19 protein-coding genes and 2 tRNA genes are annotated in these 19,229 nt (G+C 48.7%); all 21 read right to left on the bottom strand.

What is annotated here, in order from left to right; genetic code table 11:
• Nucleotides 1-118: 118 nt before the first annotated feature.
• The 21 genes from BGL48_RS07905 to folP all read right to left on the bottom strand — a co-directional run bounded on the left by BGL48_RS07905 (nt 119) and on the right by folP (nt 19,228).
• Nucleotides 119-967, bottom strand: a complete 849-nt coding sequence (locus tag BGL48_RS07905; protein WP_069362146.1) for a tetratricopeptide repeat protein — start codon at nt 965-967, stop codon at nt 119-121.
• Entirely contained in the window at nt 960-1,829 is an 870-nt protein-coding gene (locus tag BGL48_RS07900) for a type II secretion system F family protein (protein WP_069362145.1), read from the bottom strand. The genes BGL48_RS07905 and BGL48_RS07900 overlap by 8 nt, the downstream gene beginning before the upstream one ends.
• Nucleotides 1,830-1,844: 15 nt before the next feature.
• A complete protein-coding gene (locus tag BGL48_RS07895) occupies nt 1,845-2,762 on the bottom strand; it encodes a type II secretion system F family protein (protein ID WP_069362144.1) in 918 nt (305 codons plus the stop codon).
• Nucleotides 2,759-4,042, bottom strand: coding sequence for a CpaF family protein (locus tag BGL48_RS07890; protein ID WP_100297997.1), 1,284 nt, complete (start codon nt 4,040-4,042; stop codon nt 2,759-2,761). Before BGL48_RS07890 ends, BGL48_RS07895 begins: the two co-directional genes overlap by 4 nt.
• The gene (locus BGL48_RS07885; RefSeq protein WP_069362143.1) at nt 4,039-5,289 is read right to left on the bottom strand and encodes an AAA family ATPase; all 1,251 of its coding nucleotides are present in this window, start codon (nt 5,287-5,289) and stop codon (nt 4,039-4,041) included. The genes BGL48_RS07890 and BGL48_RS07885 overlap by 4 nt, the downstream gene beginning before the upstream one ends.
• Entirely contained in the window at nt 5,289-5,807 is a 519-nt protein-coding gene (locus BGL48_RS07880; protein WP_069362142.1) for a hypothetical protein, read from the bottom strand. The genes BGL48_RS07885 and BGL48_RS07880 overlap by 1 nt, the downstream gene beginning before the upstream one ends.
• On the bottom strand, nt 5,804-7,132 hold the full coding sequence (locus tag BGL48_RS07875; RefSeq protein ID WP_069362141.1) for a type II and III secretion system protein family protein: 1,329 nt from the start codon (nt 7,130-7,132) through the stop codon (nt 5,804-5,806). The genes BGL48_RS07880 and BGL48_RS07875 overlap by 4 nt, the downstream gene beginning before the upstream one ends.
• A 9-nt stretch (nt 7,133-7,141) precedes the next feature.
• Nucleotides 7,142-7,945, bottom strand: a complete 804-nt coding sequence (gene cpaB / locus BGL48_RS07870) for a Flp pilus assembly protein CpaB (RefSeq protein WP_069362140.1) — start codon at nt 7,943-7,945, stop codon at nt 7,142-7,144.
• A 186-nt stretch (nt 7,946-8,131) separates the two neighbouring features.
• The gene (locus tag BGL48_RS07865) at nt 8,132-8,581 is read right to left on the bottom strand and encodes a prepilin peptidase (RefSeq protein ID WP_083238485.1); all 450 of its coding nucleotides are present in this window, start codon (nt 8,579-8,581) and stop codon (nt 8,132-8,134) included.
• Between the two features lie 22 nt (nt 8,582-8,603).
• Nucleotides 8,604-8,819, bottom strand: a complete 216-nt coding sequence (locus BGL48_RS07860; protein WP_069362138.1) for a Flp family type IVb pilin — start codon at nt 8,817-8,819, stop codon at nt 8,604-8,606.
• 427 nt (nt 8,820-9,246) lie between these two features.
• The gene (gene rpsO, locus BGL48_RS07855) at nt 9,247-9,516 is read right to left on the bottom strand and encodes a 30S ribosomal protein S15 (RefSeq protein WP_046075122.1); all 270 of its coding nucleotides are present in this window, start codon (nt 9,514-9,516) and stop codon (nt 9,247-9,249) included.
• A gap of 154 nt (nt 9,517-9,670) precedes the next feature.
• Nucleotides 9,671-10,627: a tRNA pseudouridine(55) synthase TruB gene (truB, locus tag BGL48_RS07850; protein ID WP_069362137.1), complete on the bottom strand. Its 957-nt coding sequence runs from the start codon at nt 10,625-10,627 to the stop codon at nt 9,671-9,673.
• A gap of 3 nt (nt 10,628-10,630) precedes the next feature.
• Complete coding sequence (gene rbfA, locus BGL48_RS07845) at nt 10,631-11,023, bottom strand: 30S ribosome-binding factor RbfA (RefSeq protein ID WP_046075120.1); 393 nt, start codon at nt 11,021-11,023, stop codon at nt 10,631-10,633.
• An 86-nt stretch (nt 11,024-11,109) separates the two neighbouring features.
• A complete protein-coding gene (gene infB, locus BGL48_RS07840; protein ID WP_069362136.1) occupies nt 11,110-13,827 on the bottom strand; it encodes a translation initiation factor IF-2 in 2,718 nt (905 codons plus the stop codon).
• Nucleotides 13,828-13,848: 21 nt separating this feature from the next.
• A complete protein-coding gene (nusA, locus tag BGL48_RS07835) occupies nt 13,849-15,336 on the bottom strand; it encodes a transcription termination factor NusA (protein WP_069362135.1) in 1,488 nt (495 codons plus the stop codon).
• A gap of 21 nt (nt 15,337-15,357) precedes the next feature.
• Complete coding sequence (gene rimP, locus BGL48_RS07830) at nt 15,358-15,813, bottom strand: ribosome maturation factor RimP (RefSeq protein ID WP_069362134.1); 456 nt, start codon at nt 15,811-15,813, stop codon at nt 15,358-15,360.
• A 477-nt stretch (nt 15,814-16,290) separates the two neighbouring features.
• Nucleotides 16,291-16,367, bottom strand: a tRNA-Met gene (locus BGL48_RS07825).
• Nucleotides 16,368-16,430: 63 nt separating this feature from the next.
• A tRNA-Leu gene (locus tag BGL48_RS07820) sits at nt 16,431-16,516 on the bottom strand.
• Between the two features lie 7 nt (nt 16,517-16,523).
• The gene (gene secG / locus BGL48_RS07815; protein ID WP_069362133.1) at nt 16,524-16,862 is read right to left on the bottom strand and encodes a preprotein translocase subunit SecG; all 339 of its coding nucleotides are present in this window, start codon (nt 16,860-16,862) and stop codon (nt 16,524-16,526) included.
• Between the two features lie 177 nt (nt 16,863-17,039).
• Nucleotides 17,040-18,377 carry a phosphoglucosamine mutase gene (gene glmM / locus BGL48_RS07810; RefSeq protein ID WP_069362132.1) on the bottom strand — a complete coding sequence of 446 codons (1,338 nt, stop codon included), beginning with the start codon at nt 18,375-18,377 and terminating at the stop codon, nt 17,040-17,042.
• Entirely contained in the window at nt 18,377-19,228 is an 852-nt protein-coding gene (folP, locus tag BGL48_RS07805) for a dihydropteroate synthase (RefSeq protein ID WP_141698072.1), read from the bottom strand. The genes glmM and folP overlap by 1 nt, the downstream gene beginning before the upstream one ends.
• Between the last annotated feature and the right edge of the window lies 1 nt (nt 19,229).

The following is a 19,229-nucleotide window of genomic DNA, read 5'->3' as shown; positions in this document are numbered from 1 at the left end:
CCTCTACCTCGTGTCTAGAACCACCCATCGGTGCGCCGTTGATCACGCCTGTCACTGCTTAATTCATCCCCTAGTCACCCCCTACCTGTTCCGATAAAGGGAACTTTGCTGCCGTCGCTCACTGCCCACTAAGTGAGGACTGCGTCAGCTCTTCGTCATTCGGTATCGTTACCGAATCATAATTCGCATTCCCCCCGAGAATCGCAGAAAAATCCGCAACGGGGAGTGCTTGCAATTGTTGGTAAAGCGATACGCGCTCACTCTTGCCCATATTGTCTGTTAACACTTCAAATGCCGAATATTGATCAGTTTTAGCATAGACCAACGACAGCGTTACGCGTGCTCTATCTGACAACTGTCTCAGATCTGGTACAGGCTGCAGTCGGCGTAAAGCCTCTGTATAGCGTTCCTCAAACACATCAAGGAGCGCTAAATTATTTTTGATAGTACGATCATCCGCCATATTGCTGCGCGCATGGTTAAACCACTCTCGTGCAACCGTAAAGTTTCCCTCTCGAGCAGAGAGTATGCCAAGAAGGTTCGCTGATTCGCTATTCGACGGCGCAAGTTGCTGAACCTTGTTTAAGTGCTTTCTTGCCTCAGCCCACTGCTCTAGCCCAAGTGAAATCTTTCCAGCGAGTAGTAACACATTACTAGCGGTTGGGTCTTTTGCGTCAAACGGTTGAAGAAGCGGTGTAAGGTAGAAGCGGGCTGAATCATAATCTTTAATCTCTAGATATCGCTTTACCAGCTTTATCCTCACTTCCTCCGATTCTTTTTCTTTCAGCTGGTTTTTGTAAAAATCAATGATTTCAATATCATTACCACTACTTTCCAGAACTTGCTCATTAGTTAGCGTTTTTTCCTGAGGTGGGGCACTCCCCACACATCCTGTTATGATAAGAGCAAGGCTGGGCACGAGTAGTCGTAGAAACGGAAATGATCTCAATACGAAAAGATTAAGCATTCGCTAACATCCTCATAATTCCTGGCGCCGCAATGAGAATAACTATCGGTACCATAATAAATACAATCAAGGGAATCGACATTTTTGCTGCCAACTGACCAATTTTTTCTTCTATTCGAAGCAATTGCACTTCGCGAATATCCGATGAAAGTGTCGTTAGCACACCATAAATAGACGTTCCATATTGCAAACTCTGGTTGAGGGTCATCACGAAACTGCGCATTTCATTGGAGGGAACACGCATGTAGAGTTCTTCTAGCGCTTGTTCTAGACCCACGATTCTTGAGCGTTCATTCACCCTTGTGAGTAAAAAACTCAGATCACGATCAAAAGCTGCCATTTCCCGCGATAGATAAGTAATAGACGCTTCAATCGTCATCCCGGTTTGTACACAGACCGCCATCAGGTCTAACATGTACGGAAGTTTGTTTGAAATGGATTTTACCAATGCCTTTTTTCGAATACCCAAGTAGGCATCAGGACCAATAATCGTCACAACAAGCCATAATATTTCTACAATGAATAGCCATTTACTTGGCCACTGTTGCCATTGACCAATTAGGTATATTGCTGATGCACCGACTATTAATAGCATATATTTAGCGGGCATAAACAACTTGCTCAAGCGTGTGTCGTAGATCCCTGCCGCTAGGAATTTTTGCTCCATATCTTGTTTATCACTAGAGACGAGTTGACTAAGGGCGGTTCCAACGCGCTCCCAAAAATCAAACTTTCTCTCGTCAGCCGAGTTGACGCTAAATTCTCGGAAGCGCTTTTGTTTCATTGAGTGACGTAAGCCACGAAGCGCTATCACACAACCGATTAGTATTAACGCCAAAAAAAGCCATTGCTGCTGTGACATAATGACTACCCTGTATTAGCGGACGCTTTTCATTAATCCCCACACAATGGCAATGCCAATTGCTTCACTGATCAACACATAGTAAAGAATGACTTTTCCATCCGGGTCGAACATGACAAACTCAAAATTTTCTGGGCTCAGGTACTGCAAAATGAAAAGAAAGAAGAATGGAATAGCCGCCACTATTTTTGCGGATGTTCTCGCCTCAGAAGTGAGTGCCATTTTTTTCTTCTCTATAGAGCGAGCATTAAACATCATGCGGTTCAACCGCATCATGATCTCTTTCAGCTGCCCTCCCCTTTGCATATTGGCGCGTAAAGTAATAACGAAGAAATAAAAGGATGGGTAAGGGTAACGCCGGCATGACTTACGAAAAACGTCATCCGGTGATTCACCTAACTGTAAGCGCTTCCCCATTATACGAAACTCGCGGCCGATATCACCTTCCAGTGTATTTCCTACATATAAGATGGCATGCATAATGCTCTCCCCCGCTGATACAGCACTCGTCATCATATTGAGCGCATCAGGGAATTCAGTTTCAAACATTTTGCGCTCTCGACCTTGCAACCAGCGATAGAAAACCAACATACCCACTAGTACAATGACAGGTGTGATAAGCCACTGAGACTCTCGCAAAAACTGGCGGTTAAAATAAATAGAGGCGAAAGTAAGGCCAAAAAGCAACGCCACCAGTTTTAAAATCGGTCGCGTGCCTAATTGCTTCTTAAAGTTACTCCAGCGAAGTAATAACTCCTCCCACAGGCTTCTATCGGCCAGTGATCTCAAGTCGACAGCCTGTTGGTTTGCAACTACCGATTCAACAAACTCTGTTTGATTAAACTCCTCAAGATAGTCGTAGCGCTTGCGTTTTTTAAGCCAAGGAATAATGAGCAGCCCGATACCGATCACAAGCATAACCAAGTAAATCATCTTTCCTCCCCAGCTTTGAATGCAGATGAGAGCTTGTCTTCCAGACCAAAGAAGCGGGCTTTTTCCATCAACACTGACCGTTGCATCAAACCAGCAGTCACGTAGTTACCGCGCACTTTCCCATCAGAAGATTGCTGATACATAGGCTGAAAACGAAAGATTTCTTCCATGACGACGTTACTTCCCTCTAGCCCAACCACTTCGGTTATGCTCATCACTTTACGACTGCCATCATGCAACCGGCTGATTTGTATCACTAAGTCAACAGCACTGACTATGGTGCGCCGAATCGCCTCTAACGGGAGATTGCTATTGGCCATCATCACCATCGACTCAACCCTAGCTAATGCATCACGCGGTGTATTGGCGTGAAGCGTCGACATGGAGCCATCGTGGCCAGTATTCATAGCTTGGAGCATCTCAAAGGCTTCAGCACCACGACACTCACCGACAATGATTCTATCTGGGCGCATCCGAAGTGAGTTGATAACAAGGTCTCGCTGATCCACTAGCCCAGTATTCTCAATGCCCGCTGTACGAGTTTCTAAGCGAACAACATGTGGTTGTTGTAAGCGTAGTTCAGCCGCATCCTCTATCGTAATAATGCGCTCGTTTTCACCGATAAATTGTGACAACGCGTTGAGCATCGTCGTTTTACCCGAGCCCGTACCACCTGATATCAATATATTGAGGCGGCAATGTGCGGCAATCATTAACAATTGCGCCATTTCAGGGCTCATAGCCCCAAATTCGCAAAGCTTCTGGAGATCGATGCTTTGTTTTTTAAATTTGCGGATAGAAATCGCTGTTCCATCAATCGATATCGGTGGAATAACGATATTCACACGGCTACCATCTTCTAGGCGCGCATCACAAGTGGGTGAGGATTCATCTACTCGACGCCCGACGCGAGAGGCAATACGCTTTGCGATTTCTCTTAGTTGGTTCTCATCGATAAAAGTAACAGGTGCACGCTCAACAAGGCCATTACGCTCAATATAAACGGAATCAGGGCCATTGATCATAATGTCCGTGATCGTTTCATCGTCCATCAGGTTTTGTAGCGGGCCTAGGCCAATCAACTCATCCGTTAAGTATTTAACAAACTCTTTTTTTACCGTACTACTCAGTGGCCATTGTTCACGGTTGATCAATAGTTCAACAGCGCTTTCTAATTGTTTCTCAAGCTCCTCTCGCGAAACATCGGCGACCACATTTGGATCCAAAGCGTCAAAAACCTGTTTGCGAATCTTGACATAAACTTCTTTGGTGCCAATCACTCAGCTTGCCTCTTTCTGCTAAAAAGGTTGGTTAACTTTGCTAAGGTTGAAGATGCTTCCACTGACTCACCCACAACTAGCGAGGCAAGTTTATGTATCGACCCTGAGGCATTGATCTTTGCTCGTGCTATCCGCTCTCCCTCGAGTAATAATTCGCCTATTTTCCCATTAAAAGGAATATTCACATCGACAGGACATTGCAAAAACTTTTCAATGTCATCTTCGGTAACAGTTGCAAACTTTCCAGGGAAATTATTGTTGACAACAAGGATCAAACGAGGTCGCGCGTTTTCATCCATCGAATCAATACTTAACTTTAACCGACCAGCGTCTCGCAAGGCCGCAACCGTTGGCGTAAGAACCAGAATAATACAATCACTGCTAAGCCAGCGCTTCTGATTCCGATGAGTAAAGCCTGATGATCCGGATACATCCTCGATAATAAAGTTACATTCAGACGATAGAATGTCAGCGGCGCTATTGTGATAATCATTCAACTCATCAGCACTATACTGCGAGGAGGACAATGCGAGGACAGACAGCATCTCACTGTGTTTCGTCAGTAGACTCTGAGCAGAAGATAAGTCCAGACTTGATGAAAATGCGCCTTTTTGCACCTCCCGCTTTTCAAATTTTTTAATGCCGAGCATGATATCCAAATCACCACTGGTATAGTTATGATCCACAACGATACAGGATGCCTTTTTTTCTGAAACCAGTTGATGCGCCAATTCAGAAGCAACTAGGGTTGTACCCACTCCTCCTTTTGTACCAACTACAGAGATCCGCTTGGCACGCCTATTTTGTCCTACACCACGATTTCTCTGCCGATTATCACTCACACTACGAACGAAATCGATTAGCTCTTGCTTAGTGATGGGCCAGAACAAGTAATAAAAACCCATCTGTTTGAGGTTACGAATCGTTGAAATTGCATCTTCACTACCAATGACTATCACAGAGGCATGACTCGGTAATAAGTGGCTAATTCGGCGCGCATCACCCGTCACATCTTGGCTGCTATTAAGCTCAACCAAGACAATCTCAACACTTTGCTGGCGCACATGATCCGTAATGACCATATCCGAGTTTTTACATATTTCAGGCGCAGAGACGCCTTCAAATCTAAAGGCTTCTTCAACGAGAGAGCGGCAAGGCTCCGTTTGATAGAAGAGAACGGAGGTTATCTTATCTTTGTCATCTTGCTGCGACTGATTGCTCTTTAGTATATCAACGAGATCAAACATCAATAATTGCCTTGTTCATGACTAACATCCGGGATACTTAGCCCTTTCTCAGGGTGGACTTTCGACAGCCATTGATTGTGAGTTAATACACAACCGCTTTTCTTCGGGTGAGTATCGGCAATTGTGACTGGCTCACAGGTCTCTGTCTGAACGTGATAAGAATACAACGCCACTTGCCAATCACCCTCGCGCAGTGGCATTGCCTTTTCATGGATATTTTTTTTATCAACCCCTTGGGCTAGGAGGTAATTGCGCGCTTTGACCGTTTTTTTAGCACCTGCTTTCGAGCTATAGCTTAAGTGTATGGGTTGCGTTAATATCAGTGACTGATGGTGGGAAACAAAACGGATAAACTCATCAAAACTGGCATCGCCAGTGCTAGACTGTGCGGTTAAAGACAATTTATACGTCACTGGGGTGACGGAAACTCCCACACCTTCCGTTTGATACGCAGGCGTACAAGCCGTGATCCCAGCCACTAACACAGTAAAAAGGGCCCATATTCTTGGACTTTTCATTGGATAAAGCCTCCTTTACGTAGCCATTGTCGCAATGGCGCCTGCTCAGGCACAGCATCCAGCGCGAAGAATCGCTCTAGCGTTGAAGTACGCTGTATACGAGGGATAACAACTTGGTCAGATTGAATTGGCTTCACCAAGTTCACCTTAGCAATAATGACAAGTTCGGTTTTATTGCGCTGCGTTTCTGTGTGACGAAATAGCGCACCTAGGATAGGTATATCACCGACAAAAGGTATCTTGGATAATGACTCGCGCTCTTCGCTATTGAGCAACCCCCCTAGGACAAAGCTCTCACCATCTCCCAGTTCAACCGTGGTCCGTGCTCTTCGAGTTTTTAAGGCAGGCAAATCGTACGCATCGTTACTAAATTGCTGATCGAGCGAGCTCACTTCTGGCATCAATGCGAGTTTGATCTTGTCATCGCGCCGCACATCCGCCGCAAGCTCTAACTTAACTCCATATTCGCGGTATTGAACGTTCACGCCGCCATCAATACGTGTGACGACAGGCAGTTCACCGCCGACAAGAAAGCTAGCCGTTTCACCAGAAAGCACTGATAAGTTGGGCTCTGCGAGCACTTGCCCAACATTGTCATCACCGACTGCACTGATCACTGTGATAATGTCGCTGGCACTAAAGCGCTTTAACGGATTGACAAAGATCCCACTTCCTCGGCCACCAGAGCTAAAGTCGACCCCAAACTTTTCCATGAACGAGTTTGATACTTCTGCCACTGTAAGCTGAACATTCACTTGCTTGGTTGTCGCGACTTCTAAGTTGTTGACAATACCTTCGTATCGGTAGCGGCGCATAAACCCAAGGTTGTACGTTTCGTCACCTGTGTCCCACTCTATCTCGTCTTGGGTAGAAGGCTTGGATAACAACTCCCCGACGAGTCGCTCTATATCTTGTTTCTGCTCCTCACTCGCAACAAGGCCACTTAGCACCACTTGCTCTGCTAAGTTATAAATAGACACATCTAGTTCGGGATAACGAAGCTGTATTTGTTGTTGAAGATGAACCATGCTCTGATTCACTATCAACTGTCGCGACACTATGGTCTTTCCCTCTTCATCAAAAACCAACAAAGTCGTGGATCCCACCGTTTTGCCGAATGCGACCACCTTCTGTTTATCAATGACCTGATAATCAGCGATAGCAGGGTCAGCAATGAATACCGAGCCAATCACTTTATTAACATGAAACGCCTGTGCCTGTCCCTTAGGCAAGTTCATCACAGTTGTCGACGCCTGGGCTGCAAGTACGGCCAAGCTTATTACCATTAACCCCATCCATCGGAGGTATAAGCATGTTTTTTTCATCAGGGCCCCTTACTTTATTACCGCTGAGTCGGCACGAAACTCTTTTATAGCGCGATAGTCTTCTAGCACATCACCCGCATTGGCAGACATATCTTGCTCTGGCGTTTTCCCAAAAGATTTGTGCACTTCAAGCTGAGCAATCCGTTTTGCAATGGTCATGGTCGCCACTTGCTTGCGAGTTAACTCTAGAATGAGCGTCGTTTCTGTTGATGCTGGCTCGGTTCGTGTCGCCTCTTGCTGCTGTTGGTCGACTTTCAGTACTTTCACCCCAATTAGTACAGGCGATAAAGAAACGCCACGAAAGCTACGAACCGTGGTTTCATTGGCTAAGTTCTGGTCAGTAGACGCTAACGCCATAATATCCACCAATGTGCCTGCACGCACAGCCCCCCCCACCACAGCAGTCGGAGAAACCTTTATCGGGAAAGGAATGCGATCTGCGCGAGTCACATAGTCAAGATAGTCTGGACTCTCTGGTGATACAATTTTATCGGGGTATAAGATATCGCCTGCGACAAGCGCTTCTCTTGCGATCAAGGGGCTGTCACCTGATTCAGGCAGTGCCATATCACTATCGATTCCCATTTGGTTAGCCTTATTCTCAGGCCAGGTTTCAATGATTAATTTGCTACGTGTTATCGAGTCACCACGATTGACAGGCGCTTTTAGCGAAATGACTTTATAAGTCACTTCAGGGGAAGGTGCACTCGCCTTTTCCTGAGAGGAGGTCTCAGGCTCGTCGCTTTGGAGTAATCCGTACAAACCAATCGAAATAGCGGCTAGTGCAAGAATAGAGAGTAATTTTGAGTTCATAGTCCCTCTGACCACCTAAGACAAGTAAAAAGCGAAGCGCTAAGGTATTCGTATTCACTCTCCGCAATGGTAGATAGATAACGCTATGAGTGGGGAGGCAGCTAAATCCGCTTATATTGTTATACGGATAGTGTTTTTATGTGGGTGGCCACCCATTATTATACTCGGTATCTTCAAGCGTCTGGGTTACGTCGCACTGATTAGCGTTAGCCAAATCGCCAACCATCCCGATGGAGCAATGGCTAGCGCATAGGGGACCCCCATTGCTCGCCATTCCGGCTTCCCTAACCCACTCGCCAGCAAAAGCCCTAATGCGACAATGCCACCCAAGGTAGCGGTTAAAAGCAACATCCACGGCCACCAATAGTCGCTCACCGCGAGGCTTATCGCCGCGAGTAACTTCACGTCTCCCGCGCCACACACGCCGAGCCAAAATAAAATAAAGCCAGCCAACAAAACCAGGCCGGCCTGAAAAAGTGCTCTGTCTATTGGCAACTTGTACCAATAAACAATGAAAACGTTTATAAGCACAATGACTGCAACGGCGCCATGCCCTATTTTTCTATACTTCAAGTCTCCTAGAATTATCCAAGATAGACAGCATGTCGAAAGTAGTAACAAGACTGCGGTAATCACTCTTACCCAACATCTATATCAATTACTCGTTCGCCGCCGCCGCCGTGATGTTTGACGTTATTGCGCTAATCGCTCCTTCGAGAGCCGATTGAAGGCCACCATCGCCTTGGAATACGGCTAAGACGATAGCAGAAATTGCCACACCTATGATCGCATATTCAATCGCTGTTACACCACGGTCATCCTTCGCAAACGATTCCAGCGCAAGACGAGTATTCACGAATAGTTTAGTTAACATAAGCATATTCCTTCTCCAAAGGTTGGGCCACTGGAACCCGTACCACAATTTATAAATAAAGTGTAGCACCTAAACGCAAAGCAACAACTAACCAGTTGACAAAAAGCCGACGTATAAGGTAGGCGAGCAAATACTACTTACCACTACAACAATCAAGCCGCTACACCTTATCCACTGTCAGGGTACTGCCCTCTGACTCGTCCTTGTGCGCGTCTCATTTTTAATGACGAAAAATCACGAGTTCATTTAGAAAGCGCAAGCGTCACAGCTACCAGTATGGGTTGAGACTGAAAAAGGCAGGGGTTTCAATCGCTCAGTAAGAAGGACACAAGCAATGAATGGAAGACTAGAATCGGAGGGATGTACAAATAGAGTAAGAATTAGCAGAAAAAGAAAAGGGAGCCTGAGCTCCCTTTTCTCCAGAATCTTAGCGACGGATGCCTAGACGCTTGATAACGTCCAAGTAACGGTCAACGTTGTTCTTTTTCAGGTAGTCCAGCAGCTTACGACGACGTGAAACCATGCGTAGCAGGCCACGACGGCTGTGGTGGTCACCTTTGTGCTCAGCGAAGTGCGATTGCAGATCGTTGATTGATGCGGTCAAAAGGGCGATTTGAACTTCTGGTGAACCCGTATCGTTCTCAGTTTTACCAAAATCAGCAACGATTTGTGCTTTTGCTTCTGCAGTCAGAGACATAATGCTCTCCTAATAAGAGTGTGTGATTATCATGCACCAGCCAATCTCTGATTCAGCCGGTGCCCGAAGGCGCGTATTCTACTGACTTTCGTCTAAGGTAGCAATCTATCCACGCCGCTTTTCCTGTAAAAACACGCGCCGAAGCGTCGGTTTTTTAGCGCGCTTCAGGCTGGCGACTGGCCACCAAACGGCGTGGGGCGACCAAACCATCGGCGTCGATTTCTCCCACACCGATGAAGTGGCGCTTATCACCCGCGGTGAGGCGAACAAAACCACTCGTGGGTGCATTAGGCACTTGAACCGCTTGCCCTTGCAATGCATAGCTGGCCATCACCGGCAGCAAGTTAATTTCGCGCAAATCTTGCACCGCGGTATCGAGGGGCAGCAACAAAGGATCGAGCAGCTGCTTGGGCTGGATCTCTTGCTCTCTGGCTTGATTGAGCAAGCTTTCCAGTTGCTCAAGCGTCACCATCTGGCGCGTTGGGTAGGCTGATACGCCAGTACGACGTAAGGCCGTCACATGCGCGCCACAGCCCAACATTTCACCCAGATCATCGACGATAGTGCGAATATAAGTGCCCTTAGAGCAATGCACTTCCATTTCAATCTCATCACCTTCAAAGCGCAGCAATTCAATCTGATACACCTTGATGGTACGCGCTTCACGTGGCACCTCGATGCCTTGACGCGCATATTCATACAAAGGCTTACCTTGGTATTTCAGCGCCGAGAACATAGAAGGAATTTGCTGGGTTTCACCACGAAACTTAGCAATACAACGCTCGAGTAAGCCTAGGTTAACTTTCACGTCTCGGGTTTCTACCACGTCGCCATCGGCGTCAGAGGTGTTCGTGCGCTCACCCAGCTTTGCAACCACGCGATAACGCTTATCAGAGTCGAGCAAAAACTGGGAGAATTTGGTGGCTTCGCCCAGGCAAATAGGCAGCATACCGGTTGCGAGCGGATCAAGCGCACCTGTATGGCCTGCTTTTTCGGCAAAAAAGATACGTTTTACTTTTTGTAAGGCATCATTAGAGGTCATGCCCGTGGGCTTATCGAGCAGGATAATCCCATCAACGGGGCGACCTCGACGACGTTGACGACGCGCCATCTGTTACTCCTCACCTTTGTCATCTTCACCACGGCGCTCATCATCGCTGCGCACCGCTTTGCTTACCAAGTTGGAAATACGAATTCCCTCAGTGAGTGACTCATCAAAAACAAACGTCAGCTCAGGGGTCACACGCAAACGAATGGCCTTTCCAACCAAAGAGCGGATATAACCACTCGCTTCATTGAGGGCTTTGAGGCTTTCTGTCGGCGCTTGCTCGTCAACGGTTAAAAACGTGACGAAAACCTTCGCGTACGCCAGATCACGTGAAATCTGAACGTCAGAGACAGTGACCATGCCAATGCGCGGATCTTTGATTTCGCGCTGCAGTATCAGTGCAATTTCTTTTTGCAGCTGATGGGCGACGCGGTCTGTGCGGCTAAAATCTTTACCCATTTTCTTTTCTCTCAATAAAATGGGGGTAAGCGCATGCGCCTCCCCCCACGGTGTATCCAAACAACCTGGTTGATTTATACGCTTAATCAGTCGATTGAGCGCTGAATTTCAACCGTTTCATAGACTTCGATTTGGTCTCCCACGCGAACGTCATTGTAGTTCTTCACGCCGATACCACATTCGTAGCCTTTCTTCACTTCGTTGACATCATCTTTGAAACGACGCAGTGATTCTAGCTCACCCTCGTAGATAACCACGTTTTCACGTAGTACACGGATTGGGTTGTTACGCTTAATCACACCTTCAGAAACCTGACAACCAGCAATGGCGCCCAGTTTCGGTGATTTGAACACGTCACGGACTTCTGCCAGACCGATGATTTCTTGTTTGAACTCAGGCGCAAGCATACCGCTCATCGCTTGTTTCACTTCATCAATCATGGTGTAGATGACAGAGTAGTAGCGCAGATCCAAGCTTTCATTTTCAATGGTCTTACGTGCTGCGGCATCGGCACGCACGTTAAAGCCACAAATGATCGCATTGGAGGCGGCAGCCAAGACGGCGTCAGTTTCAGTGATACCACCGACACCTGAGCCGACAATCTTCACTTTCACTTCATCCGTTGACAGCTTGACCAGTGAATCGGCAATCGCTTCGACAGAACCTTGTACGTCCGCCTTGAGCACGATATTCAGCTCAGCCACTTCACCTTCAGCCATGTTCGAGAACATGTTCTCCAGTTTGGCTTTTTGCTGACGCGCCAGTTTCACGTCACGGAACTTGCCTTGACGATACAGCGCCACTTCACGGGCTTTCTTCTCGTCACGCACAACCGTGGCTTCGTCACCGGCTGCTGGCACACCAGACAAGCCGAGGATCTCAACCGGAATCGACGGACCAGCATGCTCTACATCTTGGCCATTCTCATCACGCATCGCACGGACACGGCCATATTCCAAGCCACACAGAACGATATCACCTTTGTTTAAGGTACCTTCTTGAACCAGTACTGTCGCGACAGGACCGCGGCCTTTATCAAGACGTGATTCAACTACCACACCGCGCGCCATGCCTTGCTCAACCGCTTTCAGTTCAAGCACTTCTGATTGCAGCAAGATAGACTCAAGCAGGCCGTCAATGTTCTGACCTTGTTTTGCCGACACATGCACGAAGATGTTTTCACCACCCCACTCTTCAGGGATAACGTCATACTGTGCGAGCTCGTTTTTCACGCTGTCAGGGTTAGCGCCTTCTTTATCCATCTTGTTGACGGCCACAATCAAAGGCACACCGGCCGCTTTCGCGTGTTGAATCGCTTCTTTGGTTTGTGGCATCACGCCATCATCAGCGGCAACCACCAAGACAACGATATCCGTAGCACCCGCACCACGTGCACGCATCGCGGTAAACGCGGCGTGTCCAGGGGTATCTAAGAAGGTGATCATGCCATTGTCGGTTTGTACGTGATACGCACCGATGTGCTGGGTAATACCGCCCGCTTCGCCCGTCGCAACGTGCGCTTTACGGATGTAGTCAAGCAGCGAGGTTTTACCGTGGTCAACGTGACCCATGATAGTTACCACCGGCGCACGTGGTGCGACGGGTGCATCGCTATCACGATCCGAGAGTACAGCCTCTTCCAGCTCGTTCTCTTTACGTAGGATAACTTTATGGCCCATTTCTTCCGCCACTAGTTGCGCGGTTTCTTGGTCGATCACTTGGTTAATCGTCGCCATCGCACCCATTTTCATCATGGTTTTGATGACTTCGGCGCCTTTAACAGCCATCTTGTTGGCCAGCTCCGCGACGGTGATGGTTTCGCCGATTTCAACTTCACGGTTTACTTTCTGCGCTGGCTTTTTAAAGCCATGCTGCATCGATGATGGCTTAGCCATGCGGCCTTTGCCTTTCCCACCTTTGCCACGACGGCCACGAATGGTTTTATCTTCGGCTGCATTGGCCTTTTTCTTTTTCTTACGACGTGGCGCCGCGCTTTCTTCGCGACGATCCGCCTCGTCTTCTGCCTCACGGGCGTACTCGGAAGTGACTGTATGGTGATCAGCCGCCTCCATGGTATTGAGTGCTTTGTCTTGATCTGACCAGCGTTCTTGGTTTGCTTCTGCCATTTTGCGTGCCTCTTCTAACTGCCGCTGACTTTCTTCTTCAGCTTTACGCTTGGCTTCCTCTTCCTGGCGACGCTTAAGTTCATCAGCTTCTTTCTTCGCTTGCGCATCAGCAGTTTGAGCTGCAGCAGTATCCGCTGCGTTTTCTGTAGACTGCTCAGTTTTCGGTTGCGCTTGCGGCTTGGCTTCACGCTTAGCTTTTTCTTCGGCTTCGCGTTTGGCTTTCTCTTCTGCTTCACGTTTGGCTTTTTCTTCCGCCTCACGCTTGGCTTTCTCTTCTGCTTCGCGTTTCGCTTGCTCTTCCGCTTCTAGACGCGCTTTTTCTTCGGCTTCGCGTTTCGCTTGCTCTTCCGCTTCTTGCGCTGTCTTTTGCTCTTCAAGCTCGCTACGCTTCACATAGGTACGCTTCTTACGCACCTCAACTTGGACATCTTTGTTCTTTCCGCCAGCCCCTGACACGCTCAGTGTGCTACGTTTCTTGCGCTGAAGCGTCAGACGCGTCGGAGCATTGCCGTTATCACCGTGCTCACGCTTTAAATGCGCGAGCAAAGCTTGTTTCTCATCTTGGCTTACCTGATCGTCAGCCGACTTTTGCATACCAGCTTCTTTAAACTGCTTCAGCAGACGATCGACTGGCGTATCAATTTCCTTCGCCAGCGTATGTACTGTAACCTCTGACATTCTGCTCCTCCTTTGCCGTCTTTACGCTTCGTCGCTGAACCAGCAGATATTACGTGCGGCCATAATTAGCTCGCCCGCACTGGTTTCGTCTAATCCGTCAATATCTAACAGATCGTCAGTGCCTTGATCAGCCAGATCTTCCAGCGTCTTCACGCCCTTCGCGGCCAGCTTGAAAGCCATTTCACGAGAAAGACCATCGAGAGCCAGTAAATCTTCGGCAGGTTCAACGTCTCCCAGCGACTCTTCTTGTGCCAGCGCGATGGTGGTCAACGCTTCTTTGGCACGTGCGCGCAAAATCTCGACGGTGTCTTCGTCTAGACCATCGATTTCGAGCATTTCGCTGGTTGGCACATAGGCCACTTCTTCAAGGGTGGTAAACCCTTCTTCTACCAAGGTTTCGGCAAAGTCTTCGTCAATATCGAGATATTTCACAAACAACTCGACGGAGGCTTGCGCTTCTTCTTGGTGCTTTTTCTGTAGATCTTCAACTGTCATCACGTTCAGTTCCCAACCGGTTAGTTGAGACGCCAAACGAACGTTTTGACCATTACGACCAATGGCTTGCGCCAAGTTATCCGCCGCGACAGCGATATCCATGGAGTGCGTGTCTTCATCGACGATGATAGAGGCTACGTCGGCCGGTGCCATGGCATTGATCACAAATTGTGCAGGGTTATCGTCCCAAAGCACGATGTCAATGCGCTCGCCACCTAGCTCGGTCGATACGGCTTGCACACGTGCACCACGCATACCGACACAGGCGCCAACAGGGTCAATACGCTTGTCGTTGGTTTTAACCGCAATTTTCGCCCGCGACGCTGGATCACGCGCCGCGCCCATCAGCTCAATCATTTCTTCGCCAATTTCTGGCACTTCAATGCGGAATAGCTCGCTGAGCATTTCCGGCTTTGAGCGGGTCATAAACAGCTGGAAACCGCGCGCCTCTGGACGGACGGCATACAGCAAGCCACGTACACGGTCGCCTGGACGGAAGTTTTCACGAGGCAGCTGATCGTCGCGCTGGATAGCCGCCTCCGCGTTGTTACCCAAATCAACGATGATCACATCGCGGTTAACCTTCTTAACCACACCGGTTACCAGCTCACCTTCGTTGTCCATGAACTGCTCAACCACTTGTGCACGCTCAGCTTCACGGACTTTTTGTACGATCACTTGTTTGGCGGTTTGGGTGGTAATACGGTCAAAGGCAACAGATTCAATCTGATCTTCAACGTAACCGCCCAACTCTAGGGTCTCGTCTTCGTATTGTGCCGCTTCTAACGTAATTTCACGCGTCGGCTGGGTGACTTCATCAACCACGAGCCAACGGCGGAATGTATCGAATTCACCGGACTTGCGATCAATGGCGATACGTACATCAATGTCGGCTTCGTACTTCTTTTTAGTTGCCGTTGCCAGTGCGGTTTCTAGTGCCTCAAAAATACGCTCACGGGGAACGGCTTTTTCGTTTGAGACCGCTTCGACAACAGCCAAGATTTCTTTATTCATCTACTAATGCCTCATTTACTCTTAAAATGAAGGAACCAGGTTTGCTTTGGCGATATTACTCAAGGCAAACGCCTCATCTTGGCCGTCAACGCGAACCGTGATGGTATCGCCATCGACAGAAAGAATTTCTCCTTTCCACTTACGGCGGTTTTGCATAGCCATTTTCAGCACGATGTTCACTTCATGCCCGATGAATTGCTGATAATGATCAGCGGTGAACAGTGGACGGTCAACCCCGGGTGATGACACCTCAAGGTTATAAGCCACTGTGATTGGGTCTTCTACATCCAACACGGCACTGACCTGACGGCTCACGTCGGCACAATCGTCGACGGTAATGCCATTTTCATGGTCAATAAAAATACGCAATGTTGAATGCTGGCCAGCTCGAACAAATTCAAGCCCAACCAACTCATAGTCCAACGCCTCAACCGGCGCGGCCAAAAGCTCAGTCAGTTGTTTCTCTAATCCTGTCATTCCAAACCCCAGAAATAAAAAAAGGGCTTAAAAGCCCAGTTACTATCCGAATGGTCTTCTTCAGATAACAAAAAACCCCGAAGATCGGGGTTTAATGTAACTGGACCCTGATGCCATGCTATCAACATAAGTCGCTAGCATAGCCGTTATCGCTGGTGTCGGAATCATCTCAGCAATAACGAGAGAGTAACTCTCTACACAAAGGCTTATTGGTCCGCTTTGTGCTGCCCCCGAGGGCAAAAAGGCTAGCACATGGCTAGCCCGGTCAGCGTGGCTTTGACAAGAAACGCTGACGCGTTATTCAGTTTAGCCGTTATTTAAACAACAAACTCAAATTCGGTTGCGGAAGCGGACTTTATCGCTTCACCAACCTAAAATTGGTTGCGAGAAGCGGATTTTATCGCGCCGTGCAACGGCGCCGACCGGAGGTCGTGTTGATTACGTTCAACCTGATATTTCACTTCACGAACCTAAAATTGGTTGCGGGAGACGGATTTGAACCGCCGACCTTCGGGTTATGAGCCCGACGAGCTACCAAACTGCTCCATCCCGCGTCCGATTGCGATTATTATATCGCTTTTTGCAACAAAGGTGCAAGCTAATGCCCTTTGTGAACTTGGTGCCGAGAGCGGGACTTGAACCCGCACGCCTATAAGGCACTACCCCCTCAAGATAGCGTGTCTACCAATTCCACCACCTCGGCTCAATTTTTACTGAGGGATCTCACTGTTATCAACAGGGATTTCGTCCTCTTTTGGCGTCGCTTGCTGTTGTGTAGCAGGCTCGCTTAAATCTTCAAAACCGCCTTTTGCTTCAGGTTTGTGTGCAGTGAGGTTACCCAGCACCAAACTTAACGCAAAGAATGCAATTGCAAAACCGGTTGTCATTCGGGTTAAAAAGTTTCCAGAGCCGCCAGAGCCAAATACTGTATTTGATGCTCCAGCCCCGAACGAGGCTCCCATATCTGCGCCTTTACCTTGCTGAACCAGAACCAGGCCAATTACACCGATTGCGGCCAACAGATAAATCACAAGTAGAATTTCGTACATGGTTCCACCTATGCTCCAGGTTGTTGAGCCGGCAGTGTTACTTCTCAGCCAGCGCAGCCCCCTTCGTTGGGAGCGGGTGAATACTAGCGAAAGCGCGGTGACGAAACAAGAGGAAATTGCAAAAAACCTTGATTTCGACGCTGTTTGCGCAATCTATGACCACCCGCTCGACCGTTATCAACAATTCGCCTTCACAGCCTCTGCGATTTCAAGCGCATAAGCGTGAACCTTGTCGGTATCCGGTCCCTCAACCATCACTCGAATCAAAGGTTCTGTCCCGGATTTACGTAACAGTACACGCCCTTGCTCGCCCAGCTTTTGCTCGACATTGGTTTTCGCTGCCAGCACCGGCTCGCTTTGTAACGGGTCAACCGTGCCACTAAAACGGACGTTCTCTAATACCTGAGGCAACAAGGTCATCCCGTCACTCAACGCTTTTAGATCCATGCCCGTCGCGGCGATGCTCGCTAACACTTGTAATGCAGCGACAATGCCATCGCCGGTCGTGACCTTATCCAGCACAATGACGTGACCCGAGTTTTCGGCACCGATCCGCCACCCTTTCTCTTGCAGCAGCTCCATCACATAACGGTCGCCCACTTTGGCGCGCGCAAACGGAATACCGAGAGACTGAAGTGCAAGCTCCATCCCCATGTTGGTCATCAAGGTACCAACCACTCCGCCTTTTAATTCACCACGACGAAGGCTCTCGCGGGCGATAATATATGCAATTTGGTCGCCGTCGACTTTATTGCCAAGGTGATCCACCATGATGACGCGGTCTCCATCCCCGTCAAAAGCAATGCCTAAATCGGCTTTTTGCTCGAGGACGTGTTTTTGTAACGCACGGACGTCCGTGGCTCCCACCTCATCGTTAATATTGGTGCCGTTAGGGGCACAGCCAATGGTGGTCACCTCCGCACCTAGTTCACGAAACACAGAAGGCGCAATGTGATAGGTGGCACCGTGAGCACAATCGAGCACAATTTTTAACCCACTCAGGCTCAACGCGCTGGGGAAGGTGCCTTTACAGAATTCGATGTAACGCCCGGCCGCGTCGTTAATGCGGCTGGCTTTACCTAACTCCGCCGACTCGACACAAGTCAATGTTTTTTCGAGCTCAGCTTCAATCGCTAACTCAACCTCATCAGCCAGTTTCGTGCCCTCGGAGGAGAAAAACTTAATCCCGTTATCGTAATGCGGGTTATGCGAGGCCGAAATCACAATCCCGGCTTCCGCGCGGAACGTTTGGGTTAAGTAAGCAATCGCAGGTGTCGGCATAGGGCCGGTAAAGGCCGCTTCCAATCCCGCCGCAGACAGCCCTGACTCGAGCGCCGACTCTAACATATAACCAGAAATACGCGTGTCTTTACCAATCAGTACCTTACGCGTGCCTTGTTGCGACAACACGCGACCTGCGGCCCAGCCAAGCTTTAGCATAAATTCCGGCGTAATGGGAAATTCGCCCACCTTGCCGCGCACACCATCGGTGCCAAAATACTTACGCTCTGTCATTATTTTTCTTCTCCTAGTTCATTTTTTACGCGCGCTGTCATGGCGACAACCTTGAGCGCATCAGCGGTTTCTTTCACATCATGGACGCGAATGATCTGTGCGCCTTTCGCCGCGGCTAAGGTGGCACAGGCAAGGCTACCGCCCAGAATATCCTGCGGCGTTTTATCTAACATTTTATAAATCATTGACTTGCGTGACATGCCTGCTAATACAGGTAATCCGAAGTCATGAAAAGCATCGAGGTCAGCAAGAAGCTGATAGTTATGCGCCAACGTCTTACCAAAACCAAAGCCAGGATCCAGAATGATATTCTGTCGATGGATCCCCGCCTCAGTGCAGGCATCGATACGTGCCGCTAAAAACGTTTTCACCTCACCAACGACATCTTGGTAGTCAGGGGCCGCTTGCATTGTTCGTGGCTGCCCTTGCATGTGCATGATGCATACAGGCACTTGCAGATCTGCTGCCGCTTCCAACGCCCCAGGCGCTTGTAATGCGCGCACATCATTAATGACGTTGGCACCCGCATTGACTGCGGCACGCATGACGGCTGCTTTACTGGTATCAATTGAAATCCAACAATCAGATTGCTCACGAATCGCTTCAATGACGGGAACAACACGATTAATCTCGTCTTGCTCATCGACATCGGCCGCACCTGGGCGCGTCGACTCGCCACCAATATCGAGAATGGTGGCGCCGTCTGCGAGCATCTGCATCGCACGTTCGACCGCTTTATCACAGTGCTGAAATTGGCCGCCATCGGAAAAGGAATCTGGCGTGACGTTTAAGACCCCCATGATGACGGGGCGGGTCAGAGAGAGTGTGAGGTTATTGTGTGTTATTTGCATG

The organism is Salinivibrio sp. SS3 (assembly GCF_001722105.1).
In the GTDB taxonomy this organism is placed as follows: Bacteria; Pseudomonadota; Gammaproteobacteria; order Enterobacterales; family Vibrionaceae; genus Salinivibrio; species Salinivibrio kushneri.
This window is presented reverse-complemented; position numbering and strand designations above follow the sequence as displayed.